At 40.9% G+C, this 25,117-nt stretch carries 26 protein-coding genes and 1 pseudogene; 21 read left to right on the forward strand and 6 right to left on the reverse strand.

The genetic code is table 11. From position 1 onward, the window contains the following. Position 1: 1 nt before the first annotated feature. The 18 genes from GC096_RS32075 to GC096_RS32155 all read left to right on the forward strand — a co-directional run bounded on the left by GC096_RS32075 (position 2) and on the right by GC096_RS32155 (position 16,084). Positions 2-907, forward strand: a complete 906-nt coding sequence (locus GC096_RS32075; RefSeq protein WP_171636054.1) for a LysR family transcriptional regulator — start codon at positions 2-4, stop codon at positions 905-907. Beyond that, the gene (locus tag GC096_RS32080; RefSeq protein ID WP_376769538.1) at positions 904-1,599 is read left to right on the forward strand and encodes a DUF7002 family protein; all 696 of its coding nucleotides are present in this window, start codon (positions 904-906) and stop codon (positions 1,597-1,599) included. Before GC096_RS32075 ends, GC096_RS32080 begins: the two co-directional genes overlap by 4 nt. A 262-nt stretch (positions 1,600-1,861) precedes the next feature. Further along, positions 1,862-2,911, forward strand: a complete 1,050-nt coding sequence (gene selD / locus GC096_RS32085) for a selenide, water dikinase SelD (protein ID WP_171636058.1) — start codon at positions 1,862-1,864, stop codon at positions 2,909-2,911. Between the two features lie 52 nt (positions 2,912-2,963). After that, the gene (mnmH, locus tag GC096_RS32090) at positions 2,964-4,022 is read left to right on the forward strand and encodes a tRNA 2-selenouridine(34) synthase MnmH (protein WP_171636060.1); all 1,059 of its coding nucleotides are present in this window, start codon (positions 2,964-2,966) and stop codon (positions 4,020-4,022) included. Positions 4,023-4,049: 27 nt separating this feature from the next. Continuing rightward, the gene (locus GC096_RS32095) at positions 4,050-5,198 is read left to right on the forward strand and encodes a cysteine desulfurase family protein (RefSeq protein WP_171636062.1); all 1,149 of its coding nucleotides are present in this window, start codon (positions 4,050-4,052) and stop codon (positions 5,196-5,198) included. A gap of 322 nt (positions 5,199-5,520) precedes the next feature. Then, complete coding sequence (locus tag GC096_RS32100) at positions 5,521-6,069, forward strand: hypothetical protein (RefSeq protein WP_171636064.1); 549 nt, start codon at positions 5,521-5,523, stop codon at positions 6,067-6,069. 30 nt (positions 6,070-6,099) lie between these two features. After that, the gene (locus GC096_RS32105; protein ID WP_171636066.1) at positions 6,100-6,786 is read left to right on the forward strand and encodes a response regulator transcription factor; all 687 of its coding nucleotides are present in this window, start codon (positions 6,100-6,102) and stop codon (positions 6,784-6,786) included. Then, positions 6,783-8,081 carry a sensor histidine kinase gene (locus GC096_RS32110; protein ID WP_171636068.1) on the forward strand — a complete coding sequence of 433 codons (1,299 nt, stop codon included), beginning with the start codon at positions 6,783-6,785 and terminating at the stop codon, positions 8,079-8,081. The genes GC096_RS32105 and GC096_RS32110 overlap by 4 nt, the downstream gene beginning before the upstream one ends. A gap of 105 nt (positions 8,082-8,186) precedes the next feature. Next, on the forward strand, positions 8,187-8,612 hold the full coding sequence (locus tag GC096_RS32115; RefSeq protein ID WP_171636070.1) for an FMN-binding protein: 426 nt from the start codon (positions 8,187-8,189) through the stop codon (positions 8,610-8,612). A gap of 29 nt (positions 8,613-8,641) precedes the next feature. Then, entirely contained in the window at positions 8,642-9,505 is an 864-nt protein-coding gene (locus GC096_RS32120; protein WP_246303075.1) for an FAD:protein FMN transferase, read from the forward strand. Beyond that, on the forward strand, positions 9,506-10,282 hold the full coding sequence (locus tag GC096_RS32125; protein ID WP_171636072.1) for an RnfABCDGE type electron transport complex subunit D: 777 nt from the start codon (positions 9,506-9,508) through the stop codon (positions 10,280-10,282). Between the two features lie 277 nt (positions 10,283-10,559). Further along, positions 10,560-11,654 (forward strand): endospore germination permease, encoded by a 1,095-nt coding sequence (locus GC096_RS32130; RefSeq protein WP_171636074.1) that lies wholly within the window; start codon positions 10,560-10,562, stop codon positions 11,652-11,654. Further along, the gene (locus GC096_RS32135) at positions 11,638-13,116 is read left to right on the forward strand and encodes a spore germination protein (protein ID WP_171636076.1); all 1,479 of its coding nucleotides are present in this window, start codon (positions 11,638-11,640) and stop codon (positions 13,114-13,116) included. Before GC096_RS32130 ends, GC096_RS32135 begins: the two co-directional genes overlap by 17 nt. A 5-nt stretch (positions 13,117-13,121) precedes the next feature. Continuing rightward, a complete protein-coding gene (locus GC096_RS32140) occupies positions 13,122-14,294 on the forward strand; it encodes a Ger(x)C family spore germination protein (protein ID WP_171636078.1) in 1,173 nt (390 codons plus the stop codon). Between the two features lie 594 nt (positions 14,295-14,888). Continuing rightward, entirely contained in the window at positions 14,889-15,131 is a 243-nt protein-coding gene (locus tag GC096_RS32145; protein ID WP_171636079.1) for a hypothetical protein, read from the forward strand. Positions 15,132-15,188: 57 nt separating this feature from the next. Continuing rightward, on the forward strand, positions 15,189-15,491 hold the full coding sequence (locus tag GC096_RS32150) for a Dabb family protein (protein WP_171636081.1): 303 nt from the start codon (positions 15,189-15,191) through the stop codon (positions 15,489-15,491). Between the two features lie 116 nt (positions 15,492-15,607). Then, complete coding sequence (locus tag GC096_RS39190) at positions 15,608-15,739, forward strand: hypothetical protein (RefSeq protein WP_281366846.1); 132 nt, start codon at positions 15,608-15,610, stop codon at positions 15,737-15,739. 123 nt (positions 15,740-15,862) lie between these two features. Further along, positions 15,863-16,084: a hypothetical protein gene (locus GC096_RS32155; protein WP_171636083.1), complete on the forward strand. Its 222-nt coding sequence runs from the start codon at positions 15,863-15,865 to the stop codon at positions 16,082-16,084. A gap of 161 nt (positions 16,085-16,245) precedes the next feature. On the opposite strand, the gene GC096_RS32160 is transcribed toward GC096_RS32155, so the two are convergent. From GC096_RS32160 to GC096_RS32180, 5 genes are all read right to left on the reverse strand, one after another. Then, positions 16,246-16,890, reverse strand: a complete 645-nt coding sequence (locus tag GC096_RS32160; RefSeq protein ID WP_171636085.1) for a 50S ribosomal protein L25 — start codon at positions 16,888-16,890, stop codon at positions 16,246-16,248. Between the two features lie 1,225 nt (positions 16,891-18,115). Continuing rightward, positions 18,116-19,090 carry an RCC1 domain-containing protein gene (locus tag GC096_RS39195; protein WP_171636087.1) on the reverse strand — a complete coding sequence of 325 codons (975 nt, stop codon included), beginning with the start codon at positions 19,088-19,090 and terminating at the stop codon, positions 18,116-18,118. Beyond that, the gene (locus tag GC096_RS32170) at positions 19,087-19,359 is read right to left on the reverse strand and encodes a thermonuclease family protein (protein ID WP_171636089.1); all 273 of its coding nucleotides are present in this window, start codon (positions 19,357-19,359) and stop codon (positions 19,087-19,089) included. Before GC096_RS32170 ends, GC096_RS39195 begins: the two co-directional genes overlap by 4 nt. Before the next feature lie 276 nt (positions 19,360-19,635). Continuing rightward, complete coding sequence (locus GC096_RS32175) at positions 19,636-20,340, reverse strand: HAD family hydrolase (RefSeq protein WP_171636091.1); 705 nt, start codon at positions 20,338-20,340, stop codon at positions 19,636-19,638. 176 nt (positions 20,341-20,516) lie between these two features. Next, complete coding sequence (locus tag GC096_RS32180; RefSeq protein ID WP_171636093.1) at positions 20,517-21,059, reverse strand: hypothetical protein; 543 nt, start codon at positions 21,057-21,059, stop codon at positions 20,517-20,519. Positions 21,060-21,348: 289 nt separating this feature from the next. On the opposite strand from GC096_RS32180, the pseudogene GC096_RS32185 reads away from it, so the two are divergent. The 3 genes and pseudogenes from GC096_RS32185 to map form a co-directional block, all read left to right on the forward strand. Then, positions 21,349-21,874, forward strand: a pseudogene (locus tag GC096_RS32185) (IS110 family transposase); the annotation flags it as partial. Positions 21,875-23,025: 1,151 nt separating this feature from the next. Then, positions 23,026-23,610, forward strand: coding sequence for a TetR/AcrR family transcriptional regulator (locus tag GC096_RS32195; protein ID WP_171636095.1), 585 nt, complete (start codon positions 23,026-23,028; stop codon positions 23,608-23,610). Between the two features lie 7 nt (positions 23,611-23,617). Then, positions 23,618-24,364 carry a type I methionyl aminopeptidase gene (gene map / locus GC096_RS32200; protein WP_171636097.1) on the forward strand — a complete coding sequence of 249 codons (747 nt, stop codon included), beginning with the start codon at positions 23,618-23,620 and terminating at the stop codon, positions 24,362-24,364. A 232-nt stretch (positions 24,365-24,596) separates the two neighbouring features. Here the strand turns inward: map and GC096_RS32205 are convergent, their stop codons facing one another. After that, the gene (locus GC096_RS32205) at positions 24,597-25,064 is read right to left on the reverse strand and encodes an NUDIX hydrolase (protein ID WP_171636099.1); all 468 of its coding nucleotides are present in this window, start codon (positions 25,062-25,064) and stop codon (positions 24,597-24,599) included. Between the last annotated feature and the right edge of the window lie 53 nt (positions 25,065-25,117).

A 25,117-nucleotide genomic window follows, 5' to 3' on the forward strand; every position in this document is an offset into this window, starting at 1 on the left:
CATGGAATTGAGACAATTAGAATATTTCATGACGACGTGTGAAGAACTCCATTTCACTCGGGCTGCAGAAAAGCTTGGGATTACACAGCCAACATTAAGTCATCAAATTAAGGCGCTTGAGAACGAACTAGGCGTTCGTTTGTTTGACCGAATAGGTAAGAAGACGATGATCACAGAAGCCGGTATGATTTTGTACCAGCAATCCCATATTACTATAGGATCCTTGACTAGCGCACGCGAACAAATTCAAGAGCTGCAGAAAGTAGAGCGTGGCACGCTTTCGATCGGCGCATTGCCAGGTGAATTAAATGAACTCGTTTCATCCCAATTAATCAACTACCACCGCAAATATCCCAACATTCATATCAAGTTGATTGCTAATGAAGATGTCGTTGAACGGGTTTTGCATAATGAACTTGACTTTGCCATCTCAATTCTACCTGTAGAACATGATAAATTGGCGGTTAAATCTCTCTATCGTGAATCCTTTTATTTCGTGACTACCGCCAATCATCCTTTGGCCAGTCACACTTCAATTGATTTTGAAGAATTAGTAACAACCCCGATTGTGATGTTTCCAGAAACACATAGATGCAGGCAACTGATTGATTCCACATGCCAAATTGAAGGATTGGAATTAAAACCTTTTATTGAAACGACCACGGTAGATTCTTTATTTTCTTTAGTTCGATCTGGCATTGGATCAACTGTGCTTTCAAAAACATTAATTGACATGTACCACTATGAGGACTTGGTTATCATACCAATCGTAAACCCTAAGCTCAGCCGTGAAGTCGTGATTGTTTATCATAAAGATAGGTATTTGGGTCAAGCAGCTAGTGGATTTATTGATCTGGTGTTTTCTTATATCGGTACGATTAAAAAAGAAGAAAGCTCATCCATATGAGAAATGAAATCGTAGATAAAATAACGAACAGTAAAAAAAGGAAGTCATTCTTTCATTTTACGAGAGTACGGAACTTGCCCTCCATTGCGCATCTAGATGCTTTGTATTCCTGTCATAAGGTTGACCCTGCTTTATCGAATGAGAGACGGTTAGTGAGGCGAGAAATTCATTTAGATGGACATGTATTTGTTGCCAATGCTCATTTACGAATTGCAGACCAAGTCATGAGTGAGACCATAACTCATCAGCAATTTCATAGCTATCTGGATCAGCACGTATTTTTTTGGCCGACACCAAGAGATTGTCAAAAAATGCTGGAGATGTATGCGAGAAGAGAACCTGATGAAGCATTTGCCATTCTTCAATTGGATGCGCATGCGTTGCTTGATGAGTTCTATGATGATATTAAATTATCTAAGTATGATTCAGGAAGCTCACCGCGGTATCCAAATCGTTGTGCCTATAAGAAAAGTTTGCAGATGTTTGTTACACTTGACCAATTCGAGATTGCGCGGGACCATGATGTGCCTTCAAAACCTTCTGAGATACGCGAGGTTCTTGTGGAAGGGGAAGTAACGAGCTTGTCACGTTATTTACAGTTTATTTATTGCGACAATAGGGAGGGTATTCCTGAAAGATGGAGGGAGTTTGCTCAATCTATTCAGGATTTTAAGAATTTAGCCACTCTGTAAAAAAGCCTAACCTGGCTTAAGTGATACACCGTACGCTCCTTAGTGCACGTTTAAAAGCTTAACTCTTAACTGAGTTAAGCTTTTTTATGTATATCAGCGATATACCGCGGCACAAAACGAGATCTGGCAGTTGCACTGCTAGATAAAAGCGTCTGAGAGCGATCGCTCCATTCGAAGGTGTTTATGATCAGGTAAATCGGTTATGATGGTATCATAATAAAACAATCCTATTTACTGCTGAATAAAGAAAGGAAGAGGTACATTGTCGACATCTGATAAAATTAAGCTTACATCCTATTCAACCAAGGGTGGGTGCGGCTGTAAAATAGGTCCTGCAGATCTTTCAGAGGTGATTAAGAAATTACCTCCAGCGCTTCCAAATCCCAACCTTCTTGTAGGCATTGACACCAGTGATGATGCTGGAGTTTATAAATTGAGCGAAGAGCTTGCGCTAGTGCAAACGGTAGACTTTTTCACCCCAATCGTGGATGATCCCTATTCGTTCGGGCAAGTAGCTGCAGCTAATGCGATTAGTGACATTTATGCGATGGGTGGCAAGCCGCTTACCGCTCTAAATATTGTAGCATTTCCGATTCGTACATTGGACAAGGATGTGCTCGCTGACATATTACGTGGCGCCGGCGACAAAATGAAGGAAGCAGGCATTACACTGGTTGGTGGACATTCCATTGACGATAACGAGCCTAAGTTCGGCCTTGCTGTTACTGGGTTGGTACATCCTCAGAAGATACGCACCAATGCGGGGGCGATTCCAGGAGATAAATTGATTCTGACGAAGCCAATTGGTGTAGGGATTTTGACCACTTCAATTAAGAAGGATAGGTTAAATGAACAGGAAATAAAGCGAGTAACACAGGTCATGGCTACATTGAATAAAACGGCAGCAGAAACGATGGAACCCTTTGAAGTTCATGCTTGCACAGATGTTACTGGTTTTGGCTTGATCGGACATTCTCTTGAAATGGCAAAAGGTAGTGGAGTTGGCATCCGCCTTATCGCAAATGACGTGCCTTTATTACCGAGAGTTAGGGAATTGGCTGAAGAAGGTTTTGTTCCTGGTGGCACAAAAAATAATTTCGCTCATGTACAGAACTCAGTTACTTTCCCGGACACATTAGATCAGATCGGTCAATGGATCTTATGCGATGCCGTGACATCTGGAGGTCTTCTAATTTCCGTGGCTGGAGCCCAGGCTGATGATTTGCTCACTAAGTTGACATTAGGCGGAGTCGAGGCAAGTATGATCGGTGAAATCACAGAAGAACATTCGGGACGTATTGTGGTCATCTAAAAGCTATTGCTATGCTAGTTTTCTTACGAAAACTTTAAAGGGGCGAGATTCATTGTTTCAAGACATCACTATAGAAGAATTGTTAGCGCTTAGAGACAAGAAAGAGTTAGTTATGATCGACGTCCGTTCGCCTTCCGAGTTTCAGGACGCGACGATTCCAGGAAGCATAAACATTCCATTTTTTGATGATAACGAGCGTGCAGAAATTGGAACCATTTATAAGCAAGTAAGTGTACAGGCTGCTAAAGATAGAGGTCTTGAAATCATTTCAGCGAAATTGCCGACTTTTGTAAAGTTATTTGAAGGAATCAAAGAACAAAAAGCGGTATTCTGTTGGCGTGGTGGCATGCGAAGTCATACGTCTGCGACAGTTCTTTCGTTAATGGGTATTAGAACCTATCGTTTAACAGGAGGCTTTCGTTCCTATCGTAGATGGGTCGTTGCCACGCTTGAGAAGATGGATTTCAAACCTAGCATATGCGTGATTTCTGGGAATACAGGAGCAGGAAAAACGGCTATTTTAAGACGTCTTCAAGATGATGGATATCCTGTGCTGGACTTAGAAGCGCTTGCCGGGCATCGGGGATCTATATTCGGTCATGTCGGCCTCCAAGCAAACAATCAGAAGACATTTGAAGCCCATCTCGTCACTAAACTTATGCAATTGAAAGATTCATCTTATTTTCTGATTGAGGGAGAAAGCAAGCGAATTGGAAAAGCAGTCATTCCTGAGTTCATCGTTAGCAAAAAAGATTCGGGTGTACAACTCTATATTGAAATGCCTCTTCTTGAACGTGCTCGACATATCATTGAAGAGTATCGTCCATTGGAAAACAAGGTAGAGTTGCTTAAAGCCTATAGCCGTATTAAGAACCGAATCCACACGCCAATCGCAAAAGAAATTGAAACAGCTCTCCATGAAGATCATTATGAGAAGGCAGTTAGCCTCTTATTGGAACATTATTATGATCCGCGATATGAACACGCTATGCATAAATACGAACAAGAAATCATTACGATTCGAGCAAACACGATAGATGAAGCGGTAATAGCTGTAAAGAATTATTTGAAAGAAGTAGATGTAGAAAGTAAAAAAATAAATTACTCGTAAACTTAGATGGATAAATGGAGTGTAAGAATGGCAACAGGACTAAATGAGACAGTACAAGATCGCATTTATCTGGACTATAATGCAAGCACGCCGATTGATCCAGAAGTTTTGGAGGAAATGTTACCATTTCTAACGAGTTATTATGGTAATCCATCTTCATCCCATTGGGCTTCTGAGAAAATTAAAGTGGCCATCGATCTTGCCAGACAGCGTATAGGTAAGCTGCTAGATTGCAAAACTAGTGAAATCGTCTTCACCAGTGGGGGAAGTGAATCCAATAATCACGCAATCAAGGGATCATATTTTGCCAATAGACATCGTGGGAATCATATCATTACGACAAAAGTTGAGCATCCTTCTGTCCTTAACCCGTGCGTATTTCTTGAATCCATCGGAACTAAGGTTACATATTTAGATGTAGATGCATATGGGTTGGTGGATCTCTCAGATCTTACTGCAGCAATAACGAAGGATACGATTCTCGTGTCTATTATGCATGCTAATAATGAAGTAGGAACGGTCCAACCTCTCCAGGAAATTGCTCAAATCACGAGTAGAAGAGGGATCATTCTACATACCGATGCAGCGCAATCTTTAGGGAAAATCGAAGTTAATTGGGATGAAATGAATGTGAATCTGCTTACTGTTGCAGGTCATAAACTCTACGCTCCTAAAGGAGTCGGTGCCTTAATCATTAGAGAAGGAACTGAGATTACGCCACACAATCACGGAGCCAGTCATGAAGTGGGCAGAAGAGCAGGTACCGAGAATGTGCCTTTCATCGTAGGTCTTGGGAAGGCGGCAGATATCGCTCATAGAAGAAATGATCATCAGGAGATCCAGACATTATCGAACCTATTTTGGAAAAAGCTATCGGATGCATTTAAAGATCGCATTGTTAGGAATGGGCACCCAGAAAAGCGATTGCCAAATACGTTAAACGTTAGCTTTATTGGCATGATTGGGGAAGAGATTTTAGCAAAGATCCCTGAAATTGCTGCCACCACGGGTTCAGCCTGCCATACGGGAAGTATCGAAATGTCACCTGTACTAAAGGCTATGAAATTATCTCCGGAGGTTGCGGCTGGCACTGTGCGGTTTTCAATTGGGCGCTATACAACTGAGAATGAAATAGAGAGAGCTTGTGCAATGATCATAGATCGAATTCGTGATTAGATCAGATGATGAAAATGATCTTTCGACATTTTTTACAGACAGATATCTTCCTATTCATAGAAATACAATAAGAGAAAATGCTTCCCGGTATAGTTGGGAAGCATTTTCTCTCTTTCAGTACATTGCATATTGTAGGGGGGAAATATTTTGTTAAAAAGAGGAGATTTAAGAAAGAGTATACACGCAGTAATAAATAACTGCAGCAAAAAAGGCAGTAATAAATCGGGGTCTATTACTGAATTGTTTCGGTTTGTTGCTTTTCATTTCATTTTCAGAAAGATGGGGTATATTACACCTATTAATAAGAATTGGAGGAGTTAGGATGAGCTCTCAGCATAAACAAGAAGTAAAACAAACATGGATTCCTAAGAAAGAACACAAATGGTTATTTGGTGCGATGGCAGTAGCCGCAATCTATGTGATATGGCAGCTTTGGAGTCTTTTTCATTTACCATCAACAACATTGCACAATCGTCGTTTTGAGCATACATTCAAAAATTATGGCTCCAATGCCCGAATAGCCTTATTCGTAGTGTTAGCGAATTATGTATTAGCTTTTATCATTAAACAGCGTATTTGGGGAGAATTAGCTCTACTGAAAAAAGGTTTGGTTACGCTGCTTCGTATTGTTAAAAAATATCATACATCCATTGCCATTCTGGCTATTGCGCTTATTACTCTTCATGCGGTTGCCGTTTTTATGTATGGTTTTAAATGGGATTTTAACAACATTAGCGGGCTTCTTGCACTAATTGTCCTGTTACCGGTCCCCATTTCGGGATTATTTCGTTACAGAAGACTCGATAAGAAATGGCATTTAAGATCTGGACTAGCATTTGCTGTATTATTTTTGATTCATGCATTTCTATAACAGTAAATCTGAGGAAGGTGGTGGAGGGCAATGCATATCTTACTGGTTGAGGATGATGTGAAGCTGGGCGAGCTGATTCAATATAAACTTAAAAAACAACTATACCAAGTGGAATGGGCATTAAATGCGGAAAGTGCACTGGAATTCATTGAAAGAGCAACTTTTGATATTTATATATTAGACTGGATGATTCCTCATAAAACCGGAATTGAGTTATGTAAAGAAATCCGAAAGAAGAAGAATCGGACACCGATCCTTATGCTAACAGCACGAGATTCCATTACTGACCGTGTTCAAGGATTAAATGCAGGAGCTGATGATTATTTGGTGAAGCCATTTGCTTTCGAAGAATTGATTGCACGTCTTCATGCCTTATATCGTAGAAAAGAAACGAATTGGGAAGCGGATACCAAAAAATTTGGAGATACGCTTGTCATTGACCATAGTACCTATGAAGTGAGTCGAAACGGAGTGTCGGTTCCTCTTTCGCGCCGCGAATTTCAATTGTTATCGTTTATGTCACAACATCCCAAACAAATATTAAGTCGAGAGCAGCTTATTGACCGTGTATGGGGCATAGATGCTGAAATTACACTTAATACTGTCGATGCCACCATAAAATTACTGCGTAAGAAACTGGATGACCCATTTTCCGACAAAATTATACAAAATGTACGTGGACTTGGTTACCGCTTGGTTGTAGAAGGGGGAAAATGATGTTCGAACGAACAAGAAAGCAACTGACGATATTTTTCGGCAGTATCCTTGGCGTTGTTATCATTCTCATAACTGCTTTTTTTTATCTGATTCTACAGGAAACTCTTCAACACAATGAAATTCAGAAATTAGAAGATCTAAAGAATAAAATGTCCCAGCAATGGGAGCATCGCATTGAGGAGCAAATTAAGGGAAAGCGTACTATGGAGCATGAAGCCAAGAATGTCGAATGGATCTTCCTGCTTTCAGACGAATCAATTGTTTGGGTGAGTCCAGATGGGAAAACTCAGATCTCTCCAAGTCGTTACACAGAAATGTCCAATCAGCTCTTAAATTGGGCTCAACGAAATGAGATGAAAAGTGAGCGCGGTGAACGGTTCTATGTGGAAGTAGGGGGGGCAAGACAGACCTTTCTAATAAGTTCCCAAGTCTTAAATGACGCTGGCGGGGTATATTGGATGGCCGTTGATATATCCTCAAATGTAGCACTCTTGCATACTATCAGGCTAATCCTCTTGATTTCTACCATTGTATTATTGTTGATTGCCATCTGGTTAGCCTACTTTTTTGCGGGCAAAGCCATGGTTCCTATCAAAAAATCCTATTATCGCCAGGTTGAGTTCACAACGAATGCATCCCATGAGCTAAGGACACCGCTGAGTGTTATTCATTCCTCCGTAGAACTATTAGAGGAGTGTAAGGATACATTACCAGAATTTGAACAGCATATCCTGGATAGTTTACAGGATGAAGTGAAAAGGATGATCCGGCTTGTAGAGACATTACTAACCTTGGCCCGTAGCGATTCGAAAACGTTGAGTATCAAAATGGAAAGGATTAATTTAGGGCAAGTTTCCTATAAAATGATTCAAGCGATAGAACCGCTGGCTCTTGTGAAAGGGATTATTTTAAATGTAGATATACCACCGCTCAATCAGGAACTTAACTTCATTCAGGGAAACGTAGATCAATTAAAACAACTCATTTATATCTTACTTGATAATGCCATTAAGTATACACCGCCTGGCGGACAAGTCACGATCACATATTGCGTTAAACAGAACGGTAGACCCATGTTGCAAATTGCTGATACGGGTATTGGCATTCCAAAGAATGAGCTCGAACGTATATTTGAGCGTTTCTATAGAGTGGACAAAGCACGTTCACGTGAGTTAGGTGGAGCCGGATTAGGCCTTTCTATTGCCGCAGATATCTTAAGTAATCATCGTGCTTACATTCATGTTACAAGTGAAGAAGGGAAGGGGAGTATATTCGAAATAGAATTCAATACGTAGCTGATTTCAGTTTAATTTCATTTACTTGATGTATCATTAATCAAGTAGTTGAAAATTGAAGTCGTATGTATGTAAGTACTATTTGTGTACGTTGGAGGAATGTATATGACCAAAATGGATAAAAAGTGGATAGTACTTTGTACTACAGCTATAGGCGTAATGTACAGTGCTGGGTATTTGACAACAGAAACACAAGCCACTTTGCAGGAGTCTCAGCAGCACATACAAACCAATGTTCATTCCGTCAGCAGTCAGATCAAAAGTCAATATAAGAATGGCACTTTCGATGGAAGTGGGAGTAATCGACGCGGGTCCATTGGGGTTAAAGTGAGCATTACCAATGATAAAATAACGGATTTGGAAATTAGTCATTTTGCCATGCATTATTCCAAAAACGATGTTGTTGGATTACCTCAAGAAGTTATACAAAAGCAAAGTGCTCAAGTGCAGAATGTTTCAGGAGCAACGTATAGTACACAAGCATTCCAAGATGCAATTGAAGACGCACTTATGCAAGCGCGGAATGAATAATGATCCACATTGTGAAAAAGTCCAAGTTAATGATGGATACTGTTATAGAGATTAAGGTCGTTACTTCTCTTTCATTGCCTAAGGTTGAACCTTTGATAGAGCAAGCTTTTGCTGCATTTCGAAACGTGGAACTAGCTTGCAGTCGTTTCACTTCGGATAGTGAATTAATGAAAGCCTCTCAACAGATTAGAACTCATGTTCAGATCAGCTCTTGGTTATTTCAACCATTGAAGTTTGCTTTGGAAATGGCGGAATGGACACAGGGGATATTTGACCCAACAATCGGGAAAACAATGGAAGCGTATGGCTTCAATCGACATTATCTAACCGGAGAAACTAATTCAAACGTAGCTGCAGATAACGCGACCTTTCGAGATATTGTCTTAAGAGATCATGACCGAACGATGTACTTGCATAAGCCACTGCTGATTGATTTAGGGGCGGTTGCGAAAGGATTTGCTATTGATTTAGCCTCCCAGATATTATCAAATTTTCCTGGTTTTATAATAAATGCTGGTGGAGACCTTTATGCTGGAGGTGTAGATGAAACAGGCCACGCTTGGCGCATCGGAATTCAGCATCCGGCGTACAAGGATCACATCATAGATACCATTGAAGTATCGAACGAAGCGGTATGTACATCTGGCGGTTACGAGCGCAAAAGTAAAGTCAGAGAAGATATCCATCATATTATTATCCCGAAAAGTAAACAGTCTCCCCATGAGTTGATTAGTTGCAGTATTGTGGCCCCATATGCGATGATGGCGGATGTCTTCTCAACTGTCGTATATTTATATGGCTTGGATCAAGGCAGAAGTTTGATAAACGACTTGCAATTGAAGGGGATTTTGATTACGTCGAAGTTACAAGTGGAAAGAGTAGGAGGGATATGAGTGTCAACCCATCCATGGCATAAAAAACCAAAGAGCTATGTCATCATTTCCTTGGTGGGCATTCTAATTATTGCCGCGATATTCTCATCAGATAGTAAAGGAATTTATAATTCAATTATTGCTATAGTTACAGCAGTAGGGATTGATTTGATTTGTTTTCGTTTAGGCAAAGGCAAAAGAAAAAAGTGGCTTCCGGATGGTGCAGTGATCACAGGGCTTATTATTGCCTTAATTTTAAGCACAGCAACCTCCTGGTATATTGTGGCTATTACTGCAGCCATGGCTATTTTATCTAAGCATCTACTCGTGTATAAAAAGAAACCGGTATTTAATCCAGCCGCTTTTGGACTTCTATTATCTATCCTGTTTTTTCAAACGGGACAGAGTTGGTGGGGGGCATTTGGAGATCTTCCGGTGTGGACAATTGGATTTCTTTTTCTAGGGGGTTATATGGTTACCAATCGGGTGAACAAATTCCCACAAGTGTTTTCCTTTCTTAGTGTGTATTTTTTGTTATTGCTCCTATTGGGGTTCATACATGTCGGAGAAGCCGCCGATGCATTTCGACCTCCTTTTATAAATGCTTCACTGTTCTTTGCCCTATTTATGCTGACAGATCCACCAACCTCTCCAGTCTCCAATAAGGAACAAGTGGTTTTTGGTTTACTGAGCGCAACAGTAGGTGTTGTTATTTATGGTTTTTTTGGCGGCCTGATGTACTTATTTATCGGACTGCTCATTAGTAATGCTTATCACGTGGTTAGATCGAGGACATGACAGTTCTACTGAAAGCCGCTTTTTTAAAGGGTGAATAGCTTAACATTTTTAATGATGTGTCTATAAAAGGGGCTTGAAAATAGAAAGCAGAATGAAAATTCAGAATCTGAGTTTTCATTCTGCTTTTTTATTGGTTCGTTTCATGACTAGACAGTTGAAATTCTTACGTCAAACAAAGAGACTACTAAGTACAAGCACTATATTAGGATGAATAAATAAGCGGAATTAGGGAAAGTATACCAAATACTGAAACGTCACTACGCTAGGGGGGACAGCAGTGGAGGTTTCCTTCTCTAGGCTGCAAATCGTATTTTTGTTGCTATTATCGCTTGGCATTTCTAATCATGTGCTCATTATTCCTCATCTACTCCAAGCTGCGAAACGCGATGCATGGTTTAGTATTTTGCTCGCATACCTAGCTTTAATTGGTTGGAGCTTGATCCTGTATTTTATTTTGAAATCAATGGGGATGGCATCGTTTTACCTTTGGCTTAAAGACAGGGTAGGTATGATTGGATTATCAATTGTAAGTGGCTGCATCGCTCTTTATTTAGTTGCTGCCGGGATGATGATCGTCTTTGATACGACAAAAAACATCAGCATTCATTTTCTTCCAAAAACGCCTGATATCGTTGTCATTCTTAGTTATATTTTTTTGTCTTACATCGCAGCTAAATCGGGACTCAAAACAATTGTTTATATGTCTTCAATGTTACTGCCTATCGTATGGATGTTAGGTGTCGGAGTATCTCTGATGACTATGAGCAGTAAAGATTATGGTATGCTACACCCCCTTCTGAAGGAAGGATTTGGCTCAGACCTGTCCGGAAGTGTGGTCGTTTTTGGTGGAAGCATTGATTTGATGGTTTTGCTCTTGATCCAGCATAAAATGAGCAAACCGCTTAATTATGGCGTCATTTTCGTATTACTGACAATATTAATAGGGCTAATCATGGGTCCAACTATAGGATCCATAGCAGCCTTTGGTCCTTACCAAGCTGAAAACTTGCGATTTCCCGCTTTTGAACAATGGAGGCTAGTGATGCTTGGCAGACAAATCTCTCATGTGGATTTTTTAGCCGCATTTCAGTTGATGGCAGGAAGTGTTGTGAGAACAGCTTTAATAATCCATCTCCTTACTGAACTGGCTGCTGCCCTATCTCAAAAAAATCGACAAGTCGTATTGCTACTCAGTGCTGCCGTCTTGTCACTTCCTTCGCTGTTCATGGTCAGCGACATCAGGATGCAAAAGATCATCCATGATTACTTTTACACCTATTCGCTATGGTTCGGAGTTGCCTTAACAGCGGTTCTTTTTATGATCATTTATGTTCCGCAACGAAAGGGGAAAGGCAATGAATCAATCACCTGAGGAATCGAGGCTATTCGCAGAGCAAGACGCCTGCTTAAGGGGTGGAAGCTTGTTGACAGGTCAACTGCAAGAAGCATTCGCACAGTATTCAGACATCATTTTTCCAGCGCTTCCCCAATTAGAAGTATCCGATCAATTGACGGCTTTCTACTGCGAAGGCATGATTGATAAAACCGAATTGAACTCGTACTTTACTAGGGTATGTCAATATATAAACCATTTATCGGTTAATCTAGAGGATGTTCCGAAGTATTCGGATGAAATGCCTCTGTTTGATATTAACTGGACGTTCGGAGATATGGTTATAAATTTGTTTACCGGCTGTTTGATTCTTTATCGGAAAGGTGATACCTACTTTTGGGTGGTGGATATTTCCAAGGTCCCCCAACGCGCGATACAGGAATCCAATACGGAAATCTCAATCAAAGGCGCGAAGGATGCTTTCACAGAAGACATGTTTACGAATATATCCCTAATAAGGAAACGATTGCAAACGGGATTGTTATTCTGCGAAAAGTTCGTCATTGGAAGTTTAAGCAAAACCGAAGTATCTCTACTGTATCTGAGTCATAAAGCGAACCCTGCAATGGTTGCAGAAGTACGTAAACGATTGGAAACCTTTCAAACAGAAAGCATTGTTAGCAGTGGCCAGTTGGAACAATGGTTATCGGACCGAACCTTTTCATTGTTTCCCTTGATTGATTATATCGGTCGGCCTGATTTCGTCGTTGAAACGCTGCTTCGAGGAAGATTTACGATTGTGGTAGACGGGTCACCTATGGTACTCATCGGACCTTCTAACTTCCTTGAATTGTTAAAGACACCTGAAGATGTCCATTTCCCTTATCATTATGTGATATTTCAACGCGTCCTCAGGATATTGGGGCTGATGCTCAGTATTTTTTTGCCGGGCTTTTGGATCGCAATTGCAAGCGTAAATCTAGACCAGATACCATTTGCTCTCCTTTCAACGGTAGTCCTTTCACGTGAAGGGGTTCCGTTGCCTTCGTTTCTTGAAGCGTTACTTCTGATATTTCAGTTTGAATTGCTTCGGGAAGCAGGCGTTCGATTGCCGAAGGCCGTTGGACAAACGATCGGCATTGTAGGAGGACTAATAATAGGAGACTCCCTCATCAGGGCTGGCCTTGCATCTCCGACATTGCTTGTAGTTATAGCACTTTCCACAGTGGCAGCGTTTAGTCTCGTGAATCAATCATTGGCTGGCACTGTAAGCGTGGTCAGGATTTTTATTTTTCTACTCTCTTCCTACCTTGGCATTTACGGCTTTTTTCTGAGCATGTTCTTGCTTTTGATCTATCTCTGCCGACTTGAGACATTTGGATTGTCTTATCTCGAGCCGATATCTTCCTTACGAATGAAGGACTGGCTAGCTGCGTTCGTCGTTGATCCGTTTCGGAGATCGCGAGTTTCGTCGGCTATGCTAAATAAACGGAAAAGGTGAAAGCGTTGAAGCATAAGCGGCTATGGAAGCTAGTTGTGATGATGCTTGGATTATTGGTGATGTCGGGCTGCGCCACTGATGTCAAGGATATTGATAAGTTAAATTATGCGTCTACCATAGGCGTGGATTACAAGGATGGGAAATACCACGGTTATATCCAATTCAATGATTTTCAGTCCGTTGCCAAAACAAGCGATACACAGAGGTCGCCTTCAAAAATTTGGGTGGGTGAAGGAGTAGGGGACTCCTTCGAAGAGTCCCTTTTTGATCTTTATAGAACGGCGCAGGAAAAAATTTATTGGGGTCATGTGACTGCTATTGTGGTTAGCGAAGAGGCGTTCAAGCAAGGTATTGGTAATATTTACGATAGTTTTGTTAGATATTATGAATTTCGATTGACCCCCTGGGTGTATGGAACGCGAGAATCAATAAAGGAAATTCTCAGCACAGGTGGTTTTTTTGGACAATCACCACTTAGTACCATTCTCCATGAACCAACAGGGAATTATTCCCAAACCTCCTTTATTAAGCCCATCAAACTTCATAGATTAATCGGTCAGATGAACGAAGATGGCTTTACCTCATGTATTCCGACCCTAGCAGTAAACAAGAAAAGCTGGGTGGAAAAAAAGAATAATGAACCTAAACTAACGATCGATGGGGCGATATTCCTAAAACGTGAAGTCTACAAAAGCTATATTCCAGTAGAGGAATTGATCGGACTTCGCTGGATACAATCGGGTTCTGTACGGGCGGGTGTGTCAGTTCCGAGTAAGACGGAGCCATCGGTTGAAATCGTTGTCGATAATCCCAAAACTAAGTTGAAGATGGTCAAGATAGATGATCGTCCTCAATTTAATATTGATATGAAAGCGACAGGATATGTTGTCAGCCGAATCAATAATCAATTGTTGGGGCTTCAACAATTAACCCAAAAGTCGACAGAGAACATCGAAAAAGAAATCCGGAAGTCATTCATGGCAGGTATGAAAAGGAATACGGATATCTATAATCTTGAACACGATTTATTCCGTTACCATTATCAAGATTGGAAGGCCATCACCACCCAATCGGAGGGGATGTTGTTAAATGAAAATGAGATCCGAGATGTCCATATTGACTTAAATATAGAGCATACGAGTGCTGGAAAGAATTCGACTATACGTAGAAGTGAGTGAAAGTACTTTTCGAGGGATTACCCGGGGTTAGTAAATGTCGGGTGACAAGAACATTATCTTATTAATTGCCACGTAAATCGCGTTTTTTATTTTATGGGATCAAGTTCTTGTCACGAGCCAATGACAAGAACTTGATCCCATTCTCGACGAACTTCTGAAATAAAACAAAACATCCTATAATTTAATTGAAAGTAGATATATGTTGTGCTTTGTCTATGACAAAAAGAGGTGGAAATATGAAGCACTGTTCTAATTGTCAAAGTATAAACGTCAAACAGATGAGTTCATTTCATACAAGACACTGCATTTTTTTCGAATATATACATAATGCACCCCCGCAAAAAAATTTGAAAAAGCTATCTTTTTATTATTTAAAATCGTAACAGTTTTCTTCCTTCCTGTTTAAGAAAATCAAAATCAATTAGAAAAAATGAGTGAATGACTTTTTGGGTCGTCGTTGAACTATCGGATAAACTTATAGCACAGTAAACAGGGAGCAGATTGCCGCGGCAGCTTCTCCCTGTTTTTAAAGTACAGGGCAGTTTAACGCAATATAATGTGCTACAATATGGTAATCAAGAACGGAGGGAAGCCTTGGATAAAGAAGTTATTTGGGGGATATTTGTTTCGGATGATGCTAGACGTTTTCCAAACTTTTTTCCAATTGCTTTCTTAGCGACTAAGTGTCCGAATGTAAAGTCACTGAATATGAAGGTCATAAAGCCATCGGATGTGGCTACTATCATTGTCGAGGCGATGAAACAGGGATGGACACCAAAGGATAAAGGTAAACCTTTATGTTTCTCTCTTTCTGGAAGCACTCTCGTCCCTCGTTGAGCTTACGTAAGAACAATAGCACCACAACATTAAGCTTATAAAAGGAGCAATTTAGCGATGTACGAACATCTCGTTGTATTCAAGTTCAATACTAATGTCACGCCAATTAAGCAACAGGAATTGCTGGATCAATTGTTAACGTTTCGGGATCGTATCCCCGGGATATTTGATATGAGTGCAGGCATCAACGTAACTGAAGAAACGGAAAATATTAAGGGTTATACTCTCGGATTACGGGTAACGTTTGAAGACCTTGAGTCGCTGCGTTCATATGGTCCGCATCCTGTTCATCAGGAATTTGTTAAATCGCTGGATGGTATACTGGAAAATGTTATTGTAGTTGATTACCCATTGGTTTAAGTAACCAATACGAGGCTGCCGGATAGATCGGCAGCCTCGTTGCGCTAACGGACAGGATAGTTCCAATAAGTGGTAGAATAAATGTAATACATAATTCAACAGTGTGAGGGCATGCAATGGAGCTTATACGTTTAGAACGGGCTCTAATGAGTGGTAATCAAGAAGAAGCATCTGGAGCAATTTCTGAGGCAAGTGGCTACAAGAATGAAGAAGGTATTTATGTTAATAAAACATTTAAACAATACTGAAAACAAAATACTTAGAAATGAAATTGCTATAGCCCTCTAAGTGACATTAGAAATCCAGCTGCTCTGGAACCAATTATCGAACTGCTCAAGGACCCAAAGACATTGGGTAGCAGAGGCTCACTGTTGTTTGCCTTGAGACCATTTGATTACTCATCCCATTTAGGGTTACTAGTCGATTTTGTAATTAGCGGAAATTTTGAAGTGCGCCATGAAGCAAAATATTTACTGCAACTACTGGATGTCCGAATTCCAGAAGATCTGATAATTAAAATAAAAGAAGCCATTAATGATTATGAAGATAGAATCGATCTGCTTTTTGAAACTCTTGATGAATTAAAAAATTAAATCGACATTGCCAGCGAACCCTCGAAACGTGAGCTTAGAAACAGAGAGCAGATCGCCGCGGTCGGCATACTAAAACGGTGTTAACCGTTTACATATTTAGGCTTAGCGAAAGAAGCCTTCACGCGATGGCGCAGGGCTTCTTTGCACGGTGCTAACTTGGCTTAGCTAGGCTGGCCTACTGTTGCAGCCTCATTGGACGTCTCCGCTTCACCCACGCGCTCTTCATGGTTCGCAGCCACTGGTGTCTCCGTTTCCTTCTGAGGTACCAGAATCGTTACGACGATATCATTCGGGTCGGATTTCATTTCAATGCCGGCGGGCACTACAATTTGACTGACATGTAGGTTGTCACCTAGCCCCAAGCTAGATACTTCCACTTGAATGGAAGTCGGAACTTGGCTCGGCATGCAGCGAATCTCGATGTTGTGCATCTGAATTTGAATAATCCCGCCATCATGCACACCTACGGCATCACCGATAAATTCCAGCGCAACAACCGTTTTGATCGGCTCATCCATATTAATTTGATGGAAGTCGATGTGGGACAACTCGCGGTTTAGCGGATTGCGCTGAATTTCATTAATCATGACCGGTTGACTTACTGTACTGCCGGAGATAGCCAAATCAATAATGGCATGAGGATTTTGCCGAAGAACGACCTGCAATTCTTTTAAATCGACGCTTATGACCGTAGTCGCCATTTTCTTACCGTACACGACAGCGGGAATTTTTCCTTTGGAACGCAGTTGCTTAATTTCTGATTTTGTTGCTTGTTTGCGTACTCCTGCTTGTAAAGAGATAGCCATATGAAAAAGAACCCCCTAAAATTTATCCCGGTATCCAGTGGAGCCAAAGCTCGCACAGTCGGGTGATTAATAGCTATTTCATAACATACCCAATCTTTGGAGGTTCCATCCCCGAAATAAACAGCTGCGTTGTTTTCTTGGGACGAAGTGTCTATCTAGAAGGTGACTCACTATTGTTAATCCATTACTACGCTAACGCAGAACGAGAGTTCAATTTGGCAGCTGACATTAATGGTACTGCAGACTTTTCTCTATAATTATAGGGGGATGCTCTAGGGGATGGGATAATGCTAGGTTTACCAATGAGGTTTAAAAACAGAAGTTTTCAATTTTGGTTATACAGAGTGAGTCATGGAGAACTTCTTATTCGTAGTCCCAAAAGTAAGGATATAACCACAAAAATATAGATATCTTGTTTTTTAATATTAGATACATTGAATTACCACGTTTTCTGGATGAAATTATGCTCGATGATGCAAATAATGAAGAAATCCTTTAATGTAAATAACAAATTAGGTGAACCATCAAATGATCGAAAGGTAATCATAATTGTTTCAAGAGGCATTCGATTTCTCATTGTAGCTTCATTTTTCAAAGTAAAAGAAACCGAGCTAGACCTATTTGAACATCCATTTGAAAAACTAGGACTATCGCTCAGCTAACGGGACACGAGAGTTTAAGAAACTTTGAGCAGCAGAAAGGACGTGAGTAACGTTTCATTCGCAGAATTGTTAGACCAACTTTTTCAATTTTTTGGTTAGACGACAATTTTATTGCTTTAGGAGACGCGTACGCTAAACTTTGAAGATAATCCGAGCTACTCCTTTTCATTGCGCTAACGGATAAGTAGTTCAAAATAAGAGAGCAGATTGTCACGACTGGCAGCTGTTCCTTTTTTGTTGTACGGGCGGGAGAATTAAAGCATATAACCAATATCAGAAGACCCAAGTTATTAATGATTGGGATCCGGTTGGTCTTTTAGCAGGCGGTGCTCCAGAAAGAACAATTTCGGTACAGCTTCACAAATGCTTACTACTTCACAAAATCCGTATTTTATACATATGTCAGAAAGGGCTGCCGATCGTGGAGCATAATTATTAACCATCTTTTACTATTTCTTTTCATCTTATCGCCCTTTTTCTAAATATTCTTTAAAGCATTGGAACAGGCAACCGCTTTTAGTCGGTTGCCTTTTCGTCTGGATTATTGAGCTTTCCTTCTTCCATTAGCGTAATGATTTGAGATTGAGATTGATCTGTGTTAATTTGTTTTGATATAACACTTTGTTTTCATATCTATCTCTCAGAGTTTGAGAGCTCAAAATATAGTGGGCATTCGCCCCAACTCCCCATAAAGTTCCGTCCTGCATGAGAATTAGGGATTGCCTTCTACCTGCTTCCACTAATTTGACTGGGGGAAGGTTAGGCACCAGTGTAGGTTGTGCTATGCTATCCCCAAAGACTACGCTTCCGAGTTGTCCATACTCGTTATCACCCCACGAAAACAGATTACCGTCTCGATCCACTGCTTGAGCATGGTCATGCCCCGCATCCACCTGGATGATATTCGAAAGACCTTCAACACGTTTTGGTTCAGGATTTTCGGAATTTCCAACACCGAAGAAGCTCTTAACACCCCATGTCCATACGGTCCCGTCATTTTGGAGAGCTACTGCAAAGTTATTATGGTTTGAAACCGCAATAATATCTTTTAGGGAACTCAGCTGTTTCAGAACAGATTTAGTTGGTTGTGTTTGCCACACGGTACCGTCATTCTTAAGTACCACGGTAAATTCAAATCCGGGACTAACAGATCGAACATTTACCCATGGTGTCTGATAAGGCTTCTTATAGATGATCTCGCTCATCTTGTACGTTTGCCCAAGCCTACCGTTGTAATTCGATCCCCAGGCGAATACACTACCTTCGCGATCAACCGCAAAAATACTTGAATGCTGAATTGCAATAGAAACGATGTCCTGGAGTCCCTCTACCTGTCTAGGGAGAACTGTTGTTTCATATTTTTGTTCTCCAATGCCCCATAGTCCCGCATTGTTGAAGCCCCAGACCCAAACTGTACCGTCCTTCTTTAAAGCAATACCAGCATCGCTATCCACTTGCGCGTCCACGACATCCTGAAGAATACGAGTTGGCTTTTCATAAAACTGCCCCCATGTCCATAATTCCCCTTCATCGGTCACGACCACAACATCGGTCGTATAAATGTTGATATTATGTAATGAAGCAGGCGAAGTAGTTGCTTGCTTGCCCAGAGACCCTTGTTTTTCTGTATGGCATCGGCCTGTAACGGATTGAGTGTGCTTGCTAAACCATCATTTTGAAGATCCAAACTAGTGGCCGCGTATCCCTCTTCTACAAGCTTTTCATTTAAAAGGATGCCATCTTGTAAGTAAACATTTATATGCAAGTGCTTGTTCCGATCCCGTAAACCTACGATTCCAATCGACACCTCCGCACCTTTCGGGAGTAGCGCCGATCGTACCGGCAGCCTCCCATTGCTGTGTATTGAACAAACGTTATCCGTTAGTTCAAAGAGCTCTTAGAAAAGCTAATAAACTATTAACTTATGGACTGAGATTACTTCGATTTCTTTACAAAACAACTCAAGGCGTTTTATGCATAATCATTTTCACTTCATCTGTATTGAGCGACAAGTCGTTTACAGCCGGTAAATACAAATCAACATCGTTTATCCGTTAGTTAATTGGTGTTTATCGTATATCATTTATATTAGTAAAGCTGTCTTCAATTCATTGAAGCTGGATACTCGTTCACATCCTGCTCTCTGAGTGTCAAATTTATCTAAGAAGATTGACTTCATTCCCATTCTCTGTGGTGTTAAATAATCATTTTCATAATCGTCGCCAACAAATATAATTTCAGAATTATTACAGCCCGCTGATTGCATGGAAATCTCGTATATTTTTGAATGTGGCTTTCTCCAACCTACATTTATCGAGGTGATTATAAAGTCAAATAATTCTCCGATTCCGTTGCTGAATAGTAACTCCTCTATACCATCCTTTACCATAAAATTTGAAACTATAGCTAACTTATATCTCTTAGAAAGCTGAATTATAACCTCTCTCACTTCTGGACTTATGTAGCATTTCGATTTATATGTTCTCCAATAATTTTCATATAGCTTTGTTACTACTTCAGTTTTAATATTTAGTCCTATTGACTTAGATTTATGAACTAATAACTCAAACCTTCTTACTAACTCATACTCTTCGTCCATTTCAAGGGTTACTCCAATTTCAATTTTTGAAGTTTCATAATATTTTGCGAACTCATTAAAATCATTCCAATAATGCTCAACACCAGAACCTTTAAATGCCCATAAAGCATAGTCATTCCCTTTTGGCAATTCATATAAATCAACAATTGTTTCCATACAATCAAAGAAAATGTATTTAAACTTATTCAATGTAGAACACCCACCCAAAACAGAATATTGGAATAATTATACATTAAACTCAGACATTAAAGTAAAAAAGAAATATAAATTAAACTGCCCGTTAGGTGAGCGAAAGGTTGTCGATCGTGCCGGCTGCCTCCCTTTCCTGTGTATTGAACAAACGTTTCTCGTTAGATTAATCTCGTCTAAACCTCTATGTTATTTATATTATTCATTATTCTATTAACCCAACTAACGTTCAGGAAATTTTTATTATGTGAAAGAAGTTCATCCAAAAATGTCAGTGTTTTACCAATGACCTCTTGAAAAAAAACATTAGATTCAACAGGTTGTTTCACCCAACGACCATTAGAATAGTTACTTAGTGGTTTAAGCAATACTGCACCATGCCCTGCTTTCTTTTCAGATATTATATGGCTAATAAATACTTGTTCACCACTTTTTTGAATCTCAATCCATGAATTATAAGAATCAATATCATTTATTATTACAAAGTCTGAAGTTTTGGAAAGTAACATTGCTGCTTCTGATATTTGCTCGAACCATGTTGATAGCAAATCCAAACCTTGTAAATCAGCGGGGATTGGTAAATAGGGTATACACCCATAACTACATTCTTCATTACACACAAGCTCAAAGTAACCTGAAAGTCTTCCACCATATTCAAGTTCATCTAAAGATGCATCTGATTCTTCAGAGTCAAATGTAATTAAATAGTTGATTTTCATAAGTAACACCTCCTAATATCTATTTTCTTTCATTACGTATGAAAATCAACTGGGAACGGTTCATGGTGTTTATTGAGCTCGTGTTTCCTTAGAAATTGTCGATTATGTAAATACATTTACTGGAAATATCTTACCATAAGTTACTTACACTTAACTACGCATAACTGCCCGTTAGATTCCTGTAGATGGATAAATTTCAGCTTTGTAAAAAAAGGAGCGCCTCTGTACGATGGAAGTACGCAACGGGTCAAAAGCCCTTTAATTCCATCATCCAGGAGGACGCTCTACTATGAAGTTTAAATCACAAGATAAGCAAAATCAACTCATTGAAAACATTACCTTTAATCATATTGTTGTTGGTGTAGACATTGCTCAAGAGACTCATGTTGCCAGAGCGGTTAACTTTCGAGGTGTTGCTCTCGGTAATCCTTTAGTGTTTAGTAATGACGAGGATGGTTTCAAGTCACTCGACCGTTGGATTCGCGACTTGTTAGCTTCATTTAAATTATCTCAAGTTATCGTTGGTATGGAACCGACTGGCAATTACTGGCTAAGCCTTGCCGGGTGGCTCAAAAACAAAGCCATTGAAGCCGTACTTTTTAATCCTCACTTAGTTAAAAAGAATAAAGAAAACCGCGACAATACACGCTCTAAGAGCGACAAAAAAGATGCTTTAGTTATTTGCCGACATGGTGAAAAACGGCTACTACTCTCCTGTCCGCTTCCATTCTTCCGAATACGAGGAACTGCGAGTGCTCATGGCTAACCGAGAAACGGTCGTTAAACGACTCGTAAGTGCCGTTAACCAGATCCACTGGACCTTACCCCGACTGAACTTGCATCAGTAAGTTGTGCCTAGCTTGGCTAGGCGCGCACTGCCCGTTAGCACTTTAGGCTGCACGCGGCAGCCTCGATGTTTGAGATGTAACTATCGTAATATTAAAAACATTTGATCTTTAAACATTTACTCACAAATCCGATTATGAACTCATCATTAATCGTTTACGAAGTGCACTTTGCAAAATAAATTTGAGTTTGATGATAAAACTCCAAGCTTTCTTTTTCAGTTACAAACGACCTCTTCGGTATGATATAGCCCCATAATTGTATCAATAAATATGAATATATATTCATCATTTTGATTAATACTTCTAACTCCGCTCCTATTTATAACTACTCTGGCTTACTGAACTTAATTGATGTATTCCTATTTCGTTTATTTCAACTCACACATCGCATTATTTTTTCTAAGTCTTCTATTGTATTTGAAAATGATAGATACCTTTTTGAAAGCACAATGTCACGAAAATTTATTGTTTGTGCTACATGAGTTTCCTTCGCAATATTCCCACGACAAGGTGGGAGTTGGTAATTCGTTCAATACGTTGATTGTGTCCGTCAGATTGTTTAAACTTCATAGAAGAGTGCCTCCTTGATGGTATTGGGTTTCGAACCCGTGCACAAACCCATCATACCGAGGCGCTCCTTTATTGACAAAGGCCATTTCTTAGCATTAACAGGAATGTTTAGTGGAGCGGTTAAGTTTGTCTTTGTCGGCAATCGGAATTTATTGAGGTATCCGTCTGAAAATCGAACTCGCTATAAAGTAGGTGAATTTGTGCATTATTGATGACACAAATCCTCCTACATAAAAATAAAAAAGCCTAATTCCTCATGCCTTTACATTAAAAGTTATGTAGGCACTTTTGTGTCATTGAACATTTGATTTCTTTTTTCAAATAATAATGAGTGTGTCTATGCCTCTAAGTAGAAATCTAACGCTTGAAAGCTCAAGGAAAAGGAAATTTTATGAAATCCCACTTTTTCTCCTGCATGGAGTTCTGTTTTAGTTCAGTTCACTATTGAACTTTATTTCTCTAACAGATAATTTGCATATCCCCGCCGCATGCGTTACTATGTTTATATCGACAAATTTGCAGGTCTATACAAGGAGGTTTACACGTCCATGTGCCCCCGTACCAAAGAACAAAATGAGCTCATCCGCATGCAGCGCAGTGAACAGATCCTTGACGCTGCCGCGCGCACCTACTTCCACACGAGCGGCAGCTTTGATATTCGCGACGTCGCCCGCGAGGCGAAGATCGGTTACGGCACGGTATACCATTATTACCCCAACCGACATTTATTAATAGAAGATGTGCTGGGCAGCGGCTTCGAGCGATGCGAGCAAGCCCTTGCAGAATGGGCAAACATCTGCGGCGGCGGCCAGAATGAGAGGCAGATGTTGACGTATTGTAAGGCGCTGCTCCGGCTGTGGCAGTCGGACGCCCGCGCATATCTCGTCTACAAAATGGCGGCGGAACATTATGCAGGCTTGCCTGAGAGGGATCGGCACTCCACCAAGAGACGATTCATGGAACGGCTGTATGTTCCGCTCCAATCTATTGCCCAGCGCGAAGACGACAGCGTCGACCTTATGCTTGCCGTGCTGGTTGGCTGCTGCGGACTGTACTACTATGCGGGCGCTTCGGAGCTGGACGTCGATCGAATCGCCAAGCTCGCGATGCAAGCTATTACGAAGGAGTCCTGATACGAACATGGTGATCTTAAAAAGCAAGCATGAAATCGAGGCTATCCGCAAGGCATGCCAAGTGGTGGCCGAATGCCATCGCACGATCGCCCCGCTCATCAAACCGGGAATCACGACGAACGAGATTGAGCGCATCTTCGAGGACATTATCTTGAAGCACGGCGCCAAGCCCTACACGAAGGGCTACAAGGGCTATCAATATGCGACCTGTGCTTCCATTAACGACGTGATCGCGCATGGCTTTCCTAGAGATAAGCCACTTGAGGAGGGGGATATCGTGACGATCGACACAGTCGCGGAGCTCGACGGCTGGCTCGGCGATTCAGCCTGGAGCTATGCGGTCGGGAAGATCTCGCCGACAGCCGAGAAGCTGATGCGTGTCACGAAGGAATGCCTTGAGCTCGGTATCGCGCAAGCGCAGCCCGGCAATCGGCTCGGCGATGTGACAAGCGCTATCCAGCGGCATGCCGAATCGAACGGATTCGGCGTCGTGCGTGACCTACTCGCGCATGGCATCGGCCGGGATCTGCACGAGGCGCCGAACTATATGCATGTCGGCAAGCCCGGCAAAGGCTACCGCATCAAGGAAGGCATGGTGTTCACGATCGAGCCAATGATCACCGAAGGCACCTACTACATGACAATTGATCCGGACGGCTGGACCGCGCGGACGCTGGACCGCAAGCTCGCCGCCCAATACGAACATACGATCGCTGTCACAGCTGAAGGTCCACAAATCCTGACCGCGCAATAAAATAATTAGAAGTCGACCACGAGATGGTCGACTTCTTTTTTCGTATTCGGCATAGCATATTTCTTCATCCGATACATGCGTTTATCCGCTCGCTTATAGAGCTCAAAGGCATTTTCCAAAAAAATGACTGGAACCGATACTACGGTGATCGTATAACTCTTTCACGTCTTCAAGCCGAAACAGATATCATAAGAACGTTATACTCTTGCATGAGCCGATACAATTTTATCCGTTAGTTCATTATCGGCCGTTCTTTATTGAAAATTAAATCATCAAAAAAGACTTTATGGTCAGGGAATAAGTTGTCAGGAAACTCTTCGAGTGCAAAAAATGCATTTTGCTTAGATTCGGCGTTTTGTTTGATTAATTCACCTTCATATTCTTTACAAGTGAAAATGAATTGAACCATTGAAACTTGGTCTCCATTAGAAAAGGTTTTATCATATTTTGAACCTGAATAAACTCCAAACAACTCAAGTTTCCCTAAATGTAAACCGGTTTCCTCGAAGACTTCTCTCCTCGCTGTATCTTGAACGGTTTCCCCTAACTCCATAAACCCTCCTGGAAGACCCCACTTTTCGTTATCCAAACGTTGTTGTAATAGCAACCGATTTTCTTTATCAAATATAAAAGCTCCAGAAACCACCATGATGACTTTCTCATGTCCAACCATAGACCTTACATGTTTTATGTAATCCATTGTTTTACCCCAATTTCTTTCAGAGCCAAGGTTTATCAAGCTAAAGGATCGAT

The organism is Paenibacillus plantarum (genome assembly GCF_013141695.1).
In the GTDB taxonomy this organism is placed as follows: domain Bacteria; phylum Bacillota; class Bacilli; order Paenibacillales; family NBRC-103111; genus Paenibacillus_E; species Paenibacillus_E plantarum.